This window comes from Vibrio sp. R12-SW3-ISO1 (assembly GCF_059834005.1).
The window spans coordinates 58624-73816 of the sequence record NZ_JCBDGK010000045.1 but is presented as its reverse complement, the minus strand read 5'-3'; the positions used below and the strand labels follow the sequence as shown (position 1 = coordinate 73816).

Annotated in this window: 13 protein-coding genes; 10 read left to right on the top strand and 3 right to left on the bottom strand. The window is 50.9% G+C overall.

Features of this window, described 5'->3' with window-relative positions:
- Positions 1–90 precede the first annotated feature (90 nt).
- The 8 genes from AC6R0R_RS13905 to tldD are packed head-to-tail and all read left to right on the top strand — an operon-like array spanning position 91 to position 10836.
- A complete protein-coding gene (locus AC6R0R_RS13905) occupies positions 91–1134 on the top strand; it encodes a rod shape-determining protein (RefSeq protein WP_500627092.1) in 1044 nt (347 codons plus the stop codon).
- 38 nt (positions 1135–1172) lie between these two features.
- Positions 1173–2057, top strand: coding sequence for a rod shape-determining protein MreC (gene mreC / locus AC6R0R_RS13900; RefSeq protein WP_500627091.1), 885 nt, complete (start codon positions 1173–1175; stop codon positions 2055–2057).
- On the top strand, positions 2047–2535 hold the full coding sequence (gene mreD / locus AC6R0R_RS13895; protein WP_334555044.1) for a rod shape-determining protein MreD: 489 nt from the start codon (positions 2047–2049) through the stop codon (positions 2533–2535). Before mreC ends, mreD begins: the two co-directional genes overlap by 11 nt.
- Positions 2536–2553: 18 nt before the next feature.
- Complete coding sequence (locus AC6R0R_RS13890) at positions 2554–3123, top strand: Maf family protein (protein ID WP_500627090.1); 570 nt, start codon at positions 2554–2556, stop codon at positions 3121–3123.
- A gap of 19 nt (positions 3124–3142) precedes the next feature.
- Complete coding sequence (gene rng / locus AC6R0R_RS13885) at positions 3143–4612, top strand: ribonuclease G (protein WP_334555046.1); 1470 nt, start codon at positions 3143–3145, stop codon at positions 4610–4612.
- Positions 4613–4621: 9 nt separating this feature from the next.
- Entirely contained in the window at positions 4622–8509 is a 3888-nt protein-coding gene (locus AC6R0R_RS13880) for a YhdP family protein (protein ID WP_500627089.1), read from the top strand.
- Between the two features lie 11 nt (positions 8510–8520).
- Complete coding sequence (locus AC6R0R_RS13875; RefSeq protein WP_500627088.1) at positions 8521–9345, top strand: carbon-nitrogen hydrolase family protein; 825 nt, start codon at positions 8521–8523, stop codon at positions 9343–9345.
- A gap of 45 nt (positions 9346–9390) precedes the next feature.
- Complete coding sequence (gene tldD / locus AC6R0R_RS13870) at positions 9391–10836, top strand: metalloprotease TldD (RefSeq protein WP_500627087.1); 1446 nt, start codon at positions 9391–9393, stop codon at positions 10834–10836.
- 101 nt (positions 10837–10937) lie between these two features.
- Here the strand turns inward: tldD and arcA are convergent, their stop codons facing one another.
- On the bottom strand, positions 10938–12158 hold the full coding sequence (arcA, locus tag AC6R0R_RS13865; RefSeq protein ID WP_487901770.1) for an arginine deiminase: 1221 nt from the start codon (positions 12156–12158) through the stop codon (positions 10938–10940).
- 554 nt (positions 12159–12712) lie between these two features.
- Between arcA and rraB the strand changes: the two genes are divergently transcribed.
- Together rraB and AC6R0R_RS13855 are read left to right on the top strand one after the other, a co-directional pair.
- Positions 12713–13129, top strand: a complete 417-nt coding sequence (gene rraB / locus AC6R0R_RS13860) for a ribonuclease E inhibitor RraB (RefSeq protein ID WP_334555051.1) — start codon at positions 12713–12715, stop codon at positions 13127–13129.
- 125 nt (positions 13130–13254) lie between these two features.
- Complete coding sequence (locus tag AC6R0R_RS13855) at positions 13255–14061, top strand: glycosyl hydrolase 2 galactose-binding domain-containing protein (protein ID WP_500627086.1); 807 nt, start codon at positions 13255–13257, stop codon at positions 14059–14061.
- A gap of 60 nt (positions 14062–14121) precedes the next feature.
- On the opposite strand, the gene AC6R0R_RS13850 is transcribed toward AC6R0R_RS13855, so the two are convergent.
- Together AC6R0R_RS13850 and AC6R0R_RS13845 are read right to left on the bottom strand one after the other, a co-directional pair.
- Entirely contained in the window at positions 14122–14514 is a 393-nt protein-coding gene (locus AC6R0R_RS13850; RefSeq protein ID WP_334555053.1) for a DUF2061 domain-containing protein, read from the bottom strand.
- 230 nt (positions 14515–14744) lie between these two features.
- Complete coding sequence (locus AC6R0R_RS13845; RefSeq protein ID WP_334555054.1) at positions 14745–15182, bottom strand: universal stress protein; 438 nt, start codon at positions 15180–15182, stop codon at positions 14745–14747.
- Positions 15183–15193: the final 11 nt, after the last annotated feature.

Here is a 15193-nt window from a genome sequence, read left to right as displayed (position 1 = left end):
TTAGACGTCAATGCCTTGCTGTAGTGGCAAGGCATTGGTACATTTAGTGCAATTTTCTATCTTATAATTCTTTCAGGACGAGCGAAGAATATGTTCAAAAAACTTCGTGGCATATTTTCAAATGACCTATCTATCGATTTAGGTACTGCCAACACTCTTATTTACGTTAAAGGACAGGGCATTGTTCTTGACGAGCCTTCCGTTGTGGCGATTCGCCAAGATCGTAACCGTGCAGGTAAAAGCGTGGCTGCGGTTGGCCATGCAGCAAAACAAATGTTAGGTCGTACTCCAGGAAACATCTCAGCGATTCGTCCTATGAAAGATGGTGTGATTGCCGATTTCTACGTGACCGAAAAAATGCTGCAACACTTTATTAAACAAGTCCACGACAACAGCGTGCTTAGGCCAAGCCCACGTGTACTAGTGTGTGTACCTTGTGGTTCAACCCAAGTTGAGCGTCGTGCGATTCGTGAGTCAGCACTGGGTGCGGGCGCGCGTGAAGTGTACTTGATTGACGAGCCAATGGCAGCGGCAATCGGTGCTGGCCTGCGTGTCTCTGAGCCGACCGGCTCTATGGTGGTCGATATCGGTGGCGGTACGACAGAAGTCGCGGTGATCTCGCTGAACGGTGTGGTGTATTCATCGTCAGTGCGTATCGGTGGTGACCGTTTTGATGAAGCGATCATCAACTACGTCCGTCGTAATTACGGCAGCTTGATTGGTGAAGCGACGGCGGAAAAGATCAAACACGAGATCGGCTCGGCGTACCCGGGCGATGAAGTGGTTGAAATTGAAGTCCGTGGTCGTAACCTTGCTGAAGGTGTGCCGCGCAGCTTTACCCTAAACTCCAACGAAATTCTTGAAGCGCTGCAAGAGCCGCTGACGGGCATCGTATCGGCGGTGATGGTTGCCCTTGAGCAGTGTCCACCAGAGCTTGCGTCCGACATCTCTGAAAACGGCATGGTATTGACTGGCGGTGGCGCACTGCTGAAAGATCTCGATCGCCTGCTTACCGAAGAAACCGGTATCCCAGTGGTGATCGCAGAAGATCCACTGACTTGTGTTGCACGTGGTGGTGGTAAGGCGTTGGAAATGATCGACATGCACGGTGGCGATCTATTTAGTGAAGAATAATGGCGAGGCGTTATGCCTAAATTAGGAACTCAGAGTTAATGAAGCCGATATTTGGCCGAGGACCTTCACTTCAATTACGCTTGTTTTTTGCCGTCATTTTATCAGCCAGCCTTATGCTGGCTGATAGTCGTTTAGGTGCGTTTACACAATTTCGTTACTTCCTCAATAGTATGGTCGCTCCGATTCAGTACTTAGCCGATATTCCTCGTGTGATGTTTGACGGCGTTTACGAGCGGTTCAACACACGTCATGACGTCGTGGAAAGCAACCGAATGCTTAAACGTGAAGTGCTCAATTTAAAAAATGATCTGCTACTTTTGGATCAGTATCGCGAAGAAAACCAGAGATTACGTAAGTTGCTCGGCTCTTCATTTATTCGTGATGAACGCAAGGCAGTCGCGGAAGTGATGGCCGTGGATACCTCACCGTATCGTCATCAAGTGGTGATCGATAAAGGGCATATCGATGGGGTGTATGTTGGGCAGCCGGTCGCCAACGAAAAAGGCATTGTCGGTCAGGTGACTTATGTCTCTGCGCACAACAGCCGAGTGTTGCTGCTTGTGGATAGCCAAAGTGCGATTCCTGTGCAAGTGATCCGCAATGATATTCGTGTCATTGCCTCGGGCGATGGGCAGATTGACGGCATTAACCTCGATCACATCCCGATCAGTATGGATATTCGAGAAGGGGATCTCTTAGTGACGTCCGGTTTAGGCGGTGTTTATCCGGAAGGTTACCCCGTTGCTCATGTGGCGAGTGTCGATCGAGATACGTCGCGCGAATTTGCTCAAATTGAAGCAGAGCCTGTGGTTGATTTTGAACGCCTCAGATACCTACTGTTGATTTGGCCAAACGACTCAAGGCAGGAAAAAATACAAGCGGTGACCCCACCAGACGGTGAGGAGGCCAGCAATGAGCAATAGTCTTCTTAAAGGTAAGTTGGTGGTTGGCGTCTCCTTTTTGATCGCCCTGACTCTGCAAACCATTCCTTGGCCGGGTGTGCTAGAACTGCTGCGTCCTTCTTGGTTGCTTCTTGTCACCTGCTACTGGGTGTTGGCGTTGCCACATCGCGTCAACGTCGGTACGGCGTTGGTGGTGGGCTTATTGTGGGATCTATTGCTTGGCTCGACGCTCGGTATTCGCGGCATGATGATGTCGATCATCATCTATGTGGTGGCGCTTAACTTCCTAGTCATTCGTAATATGGCGTTGTGGCAGCAGGCGATTTTGGTTGGCGTGATGTCGATGGGACTGGATGTCTTGATCTTCTGTGGTGAATACTTAGTGCAGGATGTCACGTTTAATCCGATGTCGTTGTGGAGCGGTGCGATCAACTGCATCTTATGGCCTTGGATGTTCCTATTGATGCGCAAAGTTCGCCGTCATTGGCATGTCCGTTAGCAAGGGCAGGAAGGTTAAATGAACGTAACTCAACGCAAGTTAGTGTTAGCCTCAGGCTCACCACGCAGAAAAGAGCTGCTGACCCAGCTCGGGGTCGAGTTTGAGGTACTGGTGAGCGATGTAGAAGAAGCCCAACGGGCAGAGGAACAAGCGCAGGACTACGTTACTCGATTGTCTAAAGATAAAGCGTTGGCAGGGCTTGCGCTGCGCGAAGACGCCATCGTGTTAGGCAGCGACACCATTGTGGTGTGTGATGGGCAAGTGCTGGAAAAGCCAGAAAACCTTGCCCATTGCAAGCAGATGTTATCCATGTTGTCAGGGCGAGCCCATCAAGTGATGACCGCAGTCACGCTAGTGAGCCGCGAGCGAAGTGAAAGTGTTGTCGTGACAACAAACGTATGGTTTAAGCCATTGTCAGAGCAAGAAATAGAACAATATTGGCACACTGGCGAACCGTGCGATAAAGCGGGCAGTTATGGTATTCAGGGTATTGGCGGACGTTTTGTCACTCGTATTGAAGGCAGTTATCACGCTGTCGTAGGACTTCCATTATTCGAAACTGACCAGCTCTTAAAAGAATTCTTATAACTAGATTTGAGGTGCGCCCATGAGTGCAGAGTTGCTGATCAATGTCACCCCAAGTGAGATTCGTGTCGCGATGATCGAAGGCGGCAGTCTTCAAGAAATCCACGTAGAACGTGAATCAAAACGAGGGATTGTTGGAAACATCTATAAAGGCAAAGTGAGCCGTGTGCTACCCGGCATGCAGGCGGCTTTTGTCGATATCGGCTTGGAAAAAGCCGCGTTTCTTCACGCGTCAGATATCGTTCCTCACACTGAGTGTGTGGCGGAAAATGAGAAACAGCAGTTTCAGGTGCGCGATATCTCTGAGCTTGTCCGTCAAGGGCAAGACATTGTCGTGCAAGTGGTCAAAGACCCGCTAGGTACTAAAGGGGCACGTCTCACCACCGATATTACCTTACCGTCACGTTACCTTGTCTTTATGCCGGGGGCGAGCCACGTAGGCGTCTCTCAGCGAATTGAGACGGAGTCCGAGCGTGAACGCTTAAAGAAAGTGGTCGCTCACTACTGTGATGAGAACGGCGGCTTTATTATTCGCACCGCCGCAGAAGGCGCGGACGAAAAAGAGCTGTCGCAAGACGCCGCGTTCCTCAAGCGTTTGTGGTCCAAAGTGATGGAGCGTCGCAGCAAATATAAGACGCGCTCTACGTTGTACGGAGAGCTTGGTCTTTCGCAGCGTATTTTGCGTGACTTTGTCGGCACAGAGATCACTAAGATCATGGTCGATTCGCGCCTTGAATACGAGAACCTCAAAGAGTTCACTTCTGAGTACGTGCCTGAGCTAACCGATAAGCTTGAGCTGTATGAAGGTGATAAGCCGATCTTTGATATGTACGACACGGAAAATGAGATCCAACGATCGTTAGAGCGAAAAGTTGAACTCAAATCCGGTGGCTATCTGATTATTGATCAGACCGAAGCGATGACGACGGTCGACATAAACACTGGCGCGTTTGTGGGGCGTCGCAATCTCGAAGAGACGATCTTTAACACCAATATTGAAGCGACGCAGGCGATCGCAAGGCAGCTACGTCTGCGCAATCTTGGTGGCATCATTATTATTGACTTCATCGACATGAGCCAAGATGAACACCGAAAACGCGTGCTCACTTCCCTAGAAGCGGCGCTCAATAAAGATCGCGTAAAAACCAACATCAATGGCTTTACCCAGCTAGGCTTAGTAGAGATGACGCGTAAACGCACGCGTGAAAGTATTGAACACATTCTGTGCTCGACGTGCCCAACCTGTGAAGGCCGTGGCAGCGTCAAAACCGTGGAAACGGTGTGCTACGAGATCTTGCGTGAGATCACTCGAGTAAATCGTGCATACGACGCCGACAAGTTCGTGGTGTATGCCTCACCTGCGGTGGCCGAGACCCTGCAAGGCGAGGAGTCGCATGCGCTGGCAGAGCTCGAAGTGTTTATTGGCAAGCAAGTGAAAATTCAGGCCGAGCCGCTGTACATTCAAGAGCAGTTCGATGTCGTGATGATGTAAAGGCAATTTGTGAGCACAACGGCAACTCGCGTTGCGAGATTCTTTCTTTGGTTAGTCGTGTCAACCTTGGCCCTATTGGCCATTGTTGTCACGGCGCTGCGCATCACCTTGCCGCAGCTCGATCACTTTCAAATCGAAATCCAGCAATGGGTCAACCAAGGCACGGCGCTCGACTTTGAAATTGAAGGCATTCATGGTTTTTGGCGCAACACGCACCCCTCACTCTCGTTGCAAGGCGTCAAAGCCAAAGTGGCGGAAAACAGCGGGATTGACGTGGTTGCCGAACGGGTAGAGATAGAAATCGACCTGATTCAATCGCTGCTGCAATGGCAGCCTGTGGTGGCTGATCTTAATGTTTATCAGTTGGCGCTCGATGTACGTTCGATTGAGTGGACGCAGACAGAATCGAAACCAGAACTCAATCCGGGGCGTGAGCAGCGCAGCGTCATCGCCCAGCTCGATCAGCTACTGCTTAGGCAGCTAGACAGCTTTTCGCTGACCGACTCCAAAATTCTCTTTCTCGGAATTGATGGTAATGAGCGTGTGCTCGACATCAGCCATTTGCAGTGGCGTAACCAAGGTCGCCGTCATTTGGCCGATGGAGAAGTGAGCTTTGTTCACGGCAACCTCAACTCTGCGCAGGTCAAAGCGGATTTTATCGATCATGGCTCACTGGTTGATGTGAGCGGCGAGTTTTATGTTTCCGCCGATAATGTGCGTATTACCCCTTGGTTGACCAAATACCTGAAAAACGAAACCGGGATTGAAAAAGGACAAGTGAGCTTTAATAGCTGGCTAACGCTCGAACAGAGCAAGCCCGTGAATGCCTTTGTTGAGTTGCTGTCGTCAGAGCTTATTTGGCAAGAGGGTCAGCAGCACGAGTTGTTGCTCGAATCTGGCATTGTGCAGCTTGAGCCCAAAGATCAAGGCTGGCAAGTGAATGCTCACTCACTTCAGTTTTTAACCGACAATACCCCTTGGCCTGAACTCGATATCGCCTTTGCTTGGCAACCGCAGCATTGGCAACTCAATGTCTCGCAGCTGGATATCCAAGCGCTGACGCCTTTGATTAAGTTGGCGCCAGACTCCGCCGCCACCACCGACATGATCGAGACACTGGCTGTGGGCGGCTTAGTGGAAGATTTACGTGTGTCCGCATATGGCGATTGGCAGAGCCTGACCTACTCGGCCGATCTTAGCGAAGGCAAAATGGCGCAATGGGAACTCTTGCCGGGGCTGCACTACTTGACGGCGTCGGTGAGTGGCGATCTTCATCAAGCGCGCGCGCAAGTGAGTATTTTTGACGATGTCTTACCTTACGGTGAGGTGTTTCAAGCGCCGCTGAACATCAAACAAGGCCATGCGGATGTCGTTTGGCAGCGCGATGAGCAAGGTTGGTCTTTGTGGGCAGATAAGGTCACCGCGGCGACGCCAGATTTGCAAGTCTTAGGCGCCTTTCGTCTCGACTTTCCCAACGGAAAAAGTCCCTTTCTTTCGTTTTACAGTGAAGCGGATCTATACAACGCTGGCGAAACTTGGCGCTATTTACCGACGTTAGCTCTTGGACGCAGCTTAACCGATTACCTGTCGACTGCGATTCAAGCGGGGCGGGTCAATACGGCCAAGCTCCTTTGGTATGGCGAGTTGGGCAATTTTCCCTACCACCAGAATAACGGTATGTTTCAAGCGTGGGTGGGGTTAAAAGAGGCCAAGTTCAGTTTTGACACCGCCTGGCCACCCATCACCGATTTGCAGTTGGATTTGCTGTTCCAAAACGATGCAATGTATCTCGATTCCGAAAGTGCAACCTTGATGGATGTCGAGGCGAAACGCATCACAGGGCGTATTCCTGCTTTGGCACCCAATGGCCATATTGAGATAGAAGCGCACGCGGTCGCCCAAGGCAACGCGGTTCGTGACTACATGACCGCTTCGCCATTGGTTGATTCTGTCGGCGCGGCGCTGACCGCCGTGCAAGTGGATGGTGAAGTGGACTCACACTTCCAGTTGATGATCCCATTTCATGGCGGTGCAGAGGCGCGTGCTTGGGGGTATGCGGATCTCAAGCAGAGCCACGTTACCATCAATACGCCGCCAATGACGCTCGAAGCGGTCAGTGGCCGAATAGAATTTGATAATGACGTGGTACAAGCCGCGGGGCTTTCTGCGGAGCTATTGGATCAGTCCGTGTGGATTGATTTCCATGGCGAGAATGTCGCCAAAGGCTACGGAGTCGGCATTGATATGGTCGGCGACTGGGATGTCAAACCTCTGATGCCGTACCTTGGTGAGCGTTGGCTAACCCCATTGTCCGGCCATGCGCAGTGGCGCAGTGACATTGATATTCAGCTTAATGACGTTGGCTTTACTTATCAGGTTGAAACCGAAGCAGATCTCAAATACCTTGTCAGTGACTACCCTTACCCACTCAATAAAGCGAGTAAAGTGGAAGGCAAAGCCCTGCTGCAAGCCTCTGGCAATCAGCAGAGCATCAGTGCCCGATTGCAATTGCCGCACGTCAAATATCAGGCTGAGATTGATATCACGGACGATGTGCCGCAGTTGCAAGCGACCAATCTCGTGGTCGGGCGCGGTAGCTACAAGCTCACGCCGTTCACTGGCCATGATGCGTCAATTCGGATTGATAAATTTAGCCTAGACCAATGGTTAGACGTCGCGTTTAAGCCAAGCGAGTCTACTTCTGAAGGGGTCATCAGTCAGATGAGCATGCCACAGATCCCCGCGCTACAACGGGCAGAGATCAAGGTCAAAGAGCTCGAACTGGCAGGGATCAAATGGAATGACGTCGACTTCTCCGCCAAGCGCAAGAATCTCGGTTGGCACATGACCATCGACAGCCAAGAAGCACTCGGTGAGGCGAACTATATTGAGCCTTACGACCTCTCCGTCGCCTTTGAACGCTTGCACATCTACGTGCCAGGGTTAGAGGAGTCCTTGAGTCAAACGCCGGAACCTCTGCTCGAGCCGCTCACCCAACCGGTGGAGAAGGCGCCGCTCATCACCGATTTTGAGCGCGCGTTGCATCGCCAATTGCCTAATATTACTCTAGCGATTGACGACTTTTGGGTGCAAGGCTACAAAGTGGGTCGTGCGCATTTGGATCTTCAGCGCCGTGACAACAAGTTAGAGTGGAAGAAGCTGTCGTTCCAAAGCGGGGACAACCAGGTCGATGTGAGTGGCTGGTGGGCGTTGGACGGCGATCAAAGCCACACTCAACTGACGCTGGCGGTCTCGGGCGAAAACAACAGTGATGTCATGGAGCGATTTGGTATCTCCTCAGGCATCCAACGAGCGCCGTTTGATATTCGCTCTGAGGTGGAGTGGGATGGTTCTCCGTGGGCCACACAAGTGAGCACCATGGAGGGGGAGGTCAATGTGAAGCTGGGCAAAGGGATGATCTCTGATGTCAGTGGCGCGGCGCGTCTGCTTGGCCTCTTTAGTTTGGATTCGATCATCCGAAAAATGCAGCTCGACTTTACCGATGTGTTCGACAAAGGGATGGCGTTCAACTCCATTACTGGCTCTGGTCAGATTAAAAATGGCGTCTTCCTGACCAACGATATTCGGATGGATGCGGTATCGGGCGAAATGACCATCAAAGGGTTAGCCAACCTTAACACGCGAACAGTGGATGCCGAGGTGAATTTCACCCCAGACATCACGTCAGGCATTCCCGTCTTAACTGCGTTTGCAGTGACGCCGCAGACGGCGCTGTATGTCCTCGCCATCACCACTGTGATTTCACCGGTGGTCGAAGTGTTCACTCAGGTCAATTATGAAGTGAAAGGACCAATGGATTCACCGGTCGTCAAAGAACTGTCTCGCAGCAAAGGGGAGTTCAAATTGCCAGAGCGCTTACGCGACGCGGTTAAATAAGGAGAAGACTCATGGAACGAGTTGCACTGATTCAGATGACCTCAGGCCCGAATCCGCAAGACAACTTGGCCCACATCGCCAAGCAGGTTGAAGCGGTAGCGAAAGCGGGGGCGCGCCTTGTGGTCACCCCGGAAAACGCACTGGTGTTTGGTCAGCGAGCGGATTATCACCAGCATGCTGAACCTTTAGGGGATGGCCCGCTACAATCGGCGCTTGCCGCCATGGCGCAGCAATGGGGCGTGTGGTTAGTCATTGGCAGTATGCCGATCCGCACGGCTAATGGCGTGACCACGACCTCTGTGGTGTTCGACAGCACCGGACGCCTTGTCGGCCATTACGATAAACTGCATATGTTCGATGTCGATGTTGCCGATGGTCACGGACGTTACCGGGAATCCGAAACCTTCACGCCCGGCGAGGAGATCGTCACACTCGACACGCCCTTTGGCCACCTTGGCTTATCCATCTGTTATGATGTACGTTTTCCCCAGTTGTATAATGAGCTTGTCAGACGCGGAGCAACGCTGATCTTAGTCCCGGCGGCGTTTACTGCCGTGACAGGTCAAGCGCACTGGGAAGCGCTATTGAGAGCCAGAGCGATTGAAACCCAATCTTGGGTACTGGCGGTCAATCAGACGGGCACACATGAAGGCGGCCGAGAAACCTGGGGCCATTCTATGGTCATCTCCCCTTGGGGCGAAGTGGTGGCGACGCTGGCGCGTGAGGTCGATAACCTGGTCGTCGAGATTGACATAAAACAGGTCGCAAGCTGTCGAAGCGCAATGCCCGTTGGGCAACATTCACGATTCGACAATCAATTCATTCCGGTTCGATAAGCGATGCCTATCGACTCGTCAAACCATTAACGTTAAGAGCGAAGTATGACCATTAACCTTGTAGAAGATGCCTTGTTGAAACCAGCTGGGCTGAGCGAAAGTGACGTCGCACAGACGCTAGCGAGCATCGCGACTCGTCAAATTGACTACGCCGATATCTACTTCCAATCCAGTTGGCATGAGTCACTGGTTCTGGAAGACAGCATCATCAAAGATGGCTCATTTAACATCGATTGCGGTGTGGGTGTGCGAGCGGTCTCAGGCGAGAAAACCGGTTTTGCTTACTCCGACCAAATTCAGCTTGAGGGTTTGAAACAGAGCGCGGTCGCAGCGCGCGGTATCGCCAAGCAGGGGAAAAATGCTCAGGTACAAGCTTTCAAGCGCAGTGACAACCAACACATCTATGCAGCGGTCAATCCGTTAGACAGTTGGGAGAAAGAGCAAAAGACGACGCTACTCAAACAGATCGATGCCTACATTCGTACCAAAGAGCCACTGATCAAAGAAGTGTCGGTGAGCCTGAGCGGTGTCCATGAGCAGATGCTTGTCGCGGCAACAGACGGCACCTACGCCGGTGACGTTCGTCCGTTGGTGCGCTTGTCAATCAGTGTACTCGCACAGCGCGGCGAGCGCCGTGAACGTGGCAGTGCAGGCGGCGGTGGCCGATTTGGCTACGATTTCTTCTTAAGTGACAGCGATGGCGTGCAAGTGGCGTATCAATACGCAGATGAAGCGATTCGCATGGCGTTGGTCAACCTAGAGGCGGATGCCGCGCCTGCGGGTATGATGCCAGTGGTGCTAGGCTCGGGATGGCCAGGGGTGCTGCTTCATGAAGCGGTCGGTCATGGCTTGGAAGGCGATTTCAACCGCAAAGAGTCATCGGTCTTTAGTGGCAAAGTGGGCGACAAAGTCACCTCGGATCTTTGTACCATTGTTGACGATGGCACGCTGAAAGATTTGCGTGGTTCACTCAACGTGGATGACGAAGGTGTGCATGGTCAATACAACACCTTAATTGAAAATGGCGTATTGAAAGGTTACATGCAAGATAAACTCAACGCGCGTTTGATGGGGGTAGCGCCGACCGGTAATGGTCGCCGTGAGTCGTATGCTCACCTACCTATGCCGCGCATGACCAATACTTACATGCTACCGGGTCAGCACACGCCTGAAGAGATTATCTCAACGGTGAAAAAAGGCCTTTACGCACCAAACTTCGGCGGTGGTCAGGTGGACATTACCTCGGGTAAATTTGTGTTCTCCGCATCGGAAGCGTACTTGATTGAAGACGGCAAGATCACGCGCCCAGTCAAAGGGGCGACGCTGATTGGCTCCGGCATTGAAGCGATGCAGCAAGTCTCCATGGTCGGTAATGATCTCAGTATCGACCGTGGCGTTGGCGTATGTGGCAAAGCAGGGCAAAGTGTGCCGGTTGGCGTTGGTCAGCCGACGTTGAAGCTGGATGCGTTGACGGTTGGTGGGACGGAATAGGGGCGAGTGCCTAGTTGCTAGAACCTAGTTCCTAGAGAGTGGTTGGGTGCCTAGTTTTGAGAGAGAGCCTCTAAAACTAGGCACTTTTGTTTGGGGCGGATTTAAATGCCGTCACGCTCGATGGGGCAGCTCATGCAGCGCGCTCCGCCGCGACCGCGGCCGAGTTCATTGCCGGGAATGGTTAACACTTCAATGCCCGCCTTGTCGTACTTCTCATTGGTGTAGACGTTGCGCTCGTAACCGATCACCACGCCTGGTTTCACCGTCAAGACGTTGTTGGCATCATTCCACTGCTCACGCTCAGCTTCATAGCTATCGCCGCCTGTGGTGATGATTTTCAAATAATCGAGCCCTAACGCTTGTTCAATGGCGTGGACGAAACTCGGTACTTTCTCGACCTGCATCTCGCCATCGTCTTTGGCACTTAAACGCCACGTCTCCAGATCTTTGCGCATGATCTCTGGATAGACAGAGAAGGTATCGACATCCATATGAGTCATGACGGTGTCGAGGTGCATACACGAACGATGTTTGGGAAGATCAATGGCGATCACTTCTTTGGCTTGGCCATGTTTAAACAAGGTCGCCGCTAGGTTCTCAACCCCTTGTGGTGTTGTGCGCTCTGACATACCAATCAGCACCGCGCCTTTGCCGATCACCAACACATCGCCGCCTTCAATATTGGCGTTGTCGTAGTGAAGATCTTCATCACCGAAGTATTTAATGAAGTCCTGCCCCGCAAACACCGGATGCCAGCGGTAAATGGCACGCAGGTGGTTGGTTTCACGCTGACGGGCTGGCTTCATCATAGGGTTGAGTGAGACGCCGCCGTATACCCAGCATGAGGTATCACGCGTAAAGAGGTGGTTCGGCAGGGGCTCAATGACGAAATCCAAAGGCCGATGCATGCTAGGCATCATAGAAGACGAACGAATTGGCAGCTCAGAATAGGCCAAGCCACCGAGCAATACGGTCGCGAGGTGCTCGTTGTCCATGTCGTTCAAGTAGTGGCGCAAATCTCTGGCGAAGATAGGACCAAAGCGTAGGTCGGAGATTTGTGTGTTGAGTAACCACTCTTTGGCTGGCGGGACGGCGAGCGTTTCAACCAGCAAGTCGTGCAGGAGTAAGACTTCCACACCTTGATCGCGAAGTGTCTGAGCGAACTTGTCATGCTCCTCGCCTGCGGCTTCAACCGCCAAGACATCGTCAAACAGCAGATCATGGCAGTTCGATGGCGTGAGGTGAGTCAGTGCTCGCTCTGGTCGGTTTAACAGGACTCGTCTTAATTGGCCAACTTCAGAGCCTACGTACAACTTACTCATTTTGCTTCCTTACACAGAATTCCAGAGCGTATTTATGGCAAGAATGTTATCAAGATGCAAGCGCACTTTGTAATCATTAATTCTAAAAATGTAATAATTTTCTATATATGTGTCTTTTGTGTTCGTGTTTTTCGGCTTTTATGTCTAATGGGTGAATTTGGAGAAATTCACATGATTGTGACTGACTATGCGTTTTCGGTGCTAGAGCGCAGCGGGAAGTTTGTTAGATTATACCGAATAGATATGCATCATTTAGTCAGTTTTGATGACTAAATATGAGGTTTGAGTTAGTTTTACTTGTCTCGGCGCTATTCAGATCCACCTCATAAACACGCATTGTGAATGATCTGACGTGATCGTCGCCCTCGACACAAAACACCAAAACAGCAAAATGATAAAAAAGTGTTAATAAGTTCGATGATCTGGCGTGAAAGCGCAGCAAACAGAGAAAGTACGGGATCAAAGTCGATTCTAGGTGGTATTATTAGCACAGCCGTGTCATAGTCCGGTGCGTTATTTTTTGATCAATGTTGTTACTATCTGGAGCACACTTTATGTCTCATGAAGATGAATATCTATCAGTTGAAGAGTTAATTGAAATTCAAAAAGAAGAGACTCGCGACATCATTCAAGCGTTACTCGAAGACGGCAGTGATCCAGATTCTTTATATGAGATTGAACACCACCTGTTTGCTGAAGATTTCGACACCCTAGAGAAAGCGGTAGTGGAAGCATTCAAAATGGGCTTTGAAGTATTAGAAGCGGAAGAGACCGAAGACGAAGACGGCAACAAACTGTTGTGCTGCGACGCCACCATGGAATCAGCACTAAACGCAGAAGCCATTGATGCGCAAGTAGAGAAGTTGGTTCACCTCGCTGAAAAATACGACATCATCTACGATGGATGGGGTACCTACTACGAAGGCGAAGACGCCTTGTACCCAGATGATGAAGAGGATGATGACGAGTAATTGAGAGTCGTCTCACGTTCACAGCGCTCAGCCTGTTTTCAATGCCAGTCTCAAGACTGGCATTGTTGTTTTTACGCTTTATAATCACTGACATTGATCTGGCTCAATAAATCAGCGGCGTACCCATGCAGTTATCTCTTGCCGGCTTATGGCAACTTTCTCCTCTCACGGATCTCTCTATTCCTCAAGACGATCTTATGTTTCCTAATCCACTCAGCGCCGTGTTGCCAGACGACATGAGCGAGGAACAGATTGCTGAGCAAGAATGGCATTTGATGCACGATATTGAGGTCGATGAGGCCATGCTAGCCTTCCCTGCGGTGGATTTGGTGATGTCGGGCATCGATTACCATGCTGAAGTCAGACTCAATGGTGTCGCGCTGTTTGACTGCGATGGGAGCCAAAGTGAGGTGCGAAAAGAGATCCGTCCCTATTTGCAAGCGGGACGAAATCGATTTGAGATACTGTTTTTAGAAGAAGATGAGCCGTTGATTGAAGAGGCCGAAGGCGAGGTTTGTCCGCTAGGGAGCGCCAATCAACGTTTATCGGATCCGAGAATGGGCATTTGGCATGCGCCGTATTTGCAGTTTATTCGTCACGTACGTTTAGAACACGTGGCGACCGAGCAGATATGGCATCATGGCGGCGGCTGCGAATTGCTGGTCTCGCTGCATTATCACACCTACAACGCGGGTCTCGTCTCAGCATCGGTGAAATTTAATGGCATGACCTATCACTTGCCGTTGGATGTGCGCGCGCAGTCGGTCAGTGCGCTGTTTCAAGTCGAAGCGCCCGTTTACTATGATGTGAACGATCCCAATCCAGCGCACCTATACGCATTGGAAGTGGGGCTAGATGGCCAGAAGCAACACTTTGAATTGGGGCTAAGTGAGTCATTGTGCGTAACGCATTTTCCAGTGCGCGGGGCGTAGGGGCTTCTTAACTCGAATTTGTTTCGATAGCAACAAGGGCCGCTGAGCGGCCCTTGTTCGTTATGCGTGTGCACCGTGGTGGCATTGCCAATTCGCGTCTTGGCGCTGCCACACTTTTTCGTGGAAGTAGTAGGCCACCGTGTTGATACTTGGCTCAATGGCCGCCATGATGCCGCCAATCAACCAGCTACCCGTCATCAAATACGCGACCGTAAACGCGACGCTAAAGTGCACGCTGGCGAAGCTAGTGGTTTTAATCCCGGTCGATTTGGCCAATTTACGAAGCGCTGGGTGTGTCTGCCAAGCCTTTTCATGGAAGTAGAAGGCGACGGTGTTAACCATAGGTTCAATCATCGCGATCAGACTGCCAATCAAAATATCACCGGTCAGTAGGTAGGCGACGCTAAACGCAATGGTAAAGTGCAAAGCTGCGAATGTCAGTGTCTTTTTCATGGTGAAGTCCAATGCTCTGTTTTGTCGATAGAGATATTATTGATAACTATTTACATTAAAGAAAATTGGACGATTCGATAAATTCAATAGGTAAAAACTATTGAACAAGCCTTGGTGATACAGGGCTGGGATTTGAACAGGGAAATAAGAAAGAATAAAAGGAAAGAAAAAGGGCGCTCTGTTGAGGGCCCTATTGATAAAAGGAGACGTTTCGCAACGCGGCGCGCCGGTTACGCGTTTGGCTTAACGACCATAACGTTAATCGGAGAGTTCTGTACGACTTTACTTGCCACAGAGCCTAGCACCACCTTATCAATTTTTGAACGCTTGTGGCTTGGCATGATGATGAGATCCGCCCCCAGCTTTTCAGCGTAGTCCAAAATGGTGCTGTAGGGTTTACCTTCTGCCACATGGGCTTTGTACACCACGTCTTCATCAATGTGTTGTGCCGCGAACTGCTTGAGCTGCGTTTCGACATCTTGCTTCATTTTCTTCGCCGCATCTTTGGGGAAGTAAGTCGCGACCATCGACATGTGAATGCCAGGAAGCACGTTCAGCAGGTGAATTTCTGCGTTCGAGTGTTTCGCATGCCAGACTGCCAGTTCGACTGCTCGGTCACAGAAGCCTTTGTCATTGAGGTCAACGGGAACAAGAATTTGTTTGTACATGTTTAGTTCTC

Excerpts from the sequence above, each read along its gene's own strand:
- AC6R0R_RS13845 (WP_334555054.1), bottom strand. The coding sequence starts at position 15,182 with ATGTACAAACAAATTCTTGTTCCCGTTGACCTCAATGACAAAGGCTTC.
- rng (WP_334555046.1), top strand. The coding sequence starts at position 3,143 with ATGAGTGCAGAGTTGCTGATCAATGTCACCCCAAGTGAGATTCGTGTC.
- AC6R0R_RS13850 (WP_334555053.1), bottom strand. The coding sequence starts at position 14,514 with ATGAAAAAGACACTGACATTCGCAGCTTTGCACTTTACCATTGCGTTT.
- mreD (WP_334555044.1), top strand. The coding sequence starts at position 2,047 with ATGAGCAATAGTCTTCTTAAAGGTAAGTTGGTGGTTGGCGTCTCCTTT.
- AC6R0R_RS13890 (WP_500627090.1), top strand. The coding sequence starts at position 2,554 with ATGAACGTAACTCAACGCAAGTTAGTGTTAGCCTCAGGCTCACCACGC.
- mreC (WP_500627091.1), top strand. The coding sequence starts at position 1,173 with ATGAAGCCGATATTTGGCCGAGGACCTTCACTTCAATTACGCTTGTTT.
- arcA (WP_487901770.1), bottom strand. The coding sequence starts at position 12,158 with ATGAGTAAGTTGTACGTAGGCTCTGAAGTTGGCCAATTAAGACGAGTC.
- AC6R0R_RS13875 (WP_500627088.1), top strand. The coding sequence starts at position 8,521 with ATGGAACGAGTTGCACTGATTCAGATGACCTCAGGCCCGAATCCGCAA.
- AC6R0R_RS13905 (WP_500627092.1), top strand. The coding sequence starts at position 91 with ATGTTCAAAAAACTTCGTGGCATATTTTCAAATGACCTATCTATCGAT.
- AC6R0R_RS13855 (WP_500627086.1), top strand. The coding sequence starts at position 13,255 with ATGCAGTTATCTCTTGCCGGCTTATGGCAACTTTCTCCTCTCACGGAT.
- tldD (WP_500627087.1), top strand. The coding sequence starts at position 9,391 with ATGACCATTAACCTTGTAGAAGATGCCTTGTTGAAACCAGCTGGGCTG.
- rraB (WP_334555051.1), top strand. The coding sequence starts at position 12,713 with ATGTCTCATGAAGATGAATATCTATCAGTTGAAGAGTTAATTGAAATT.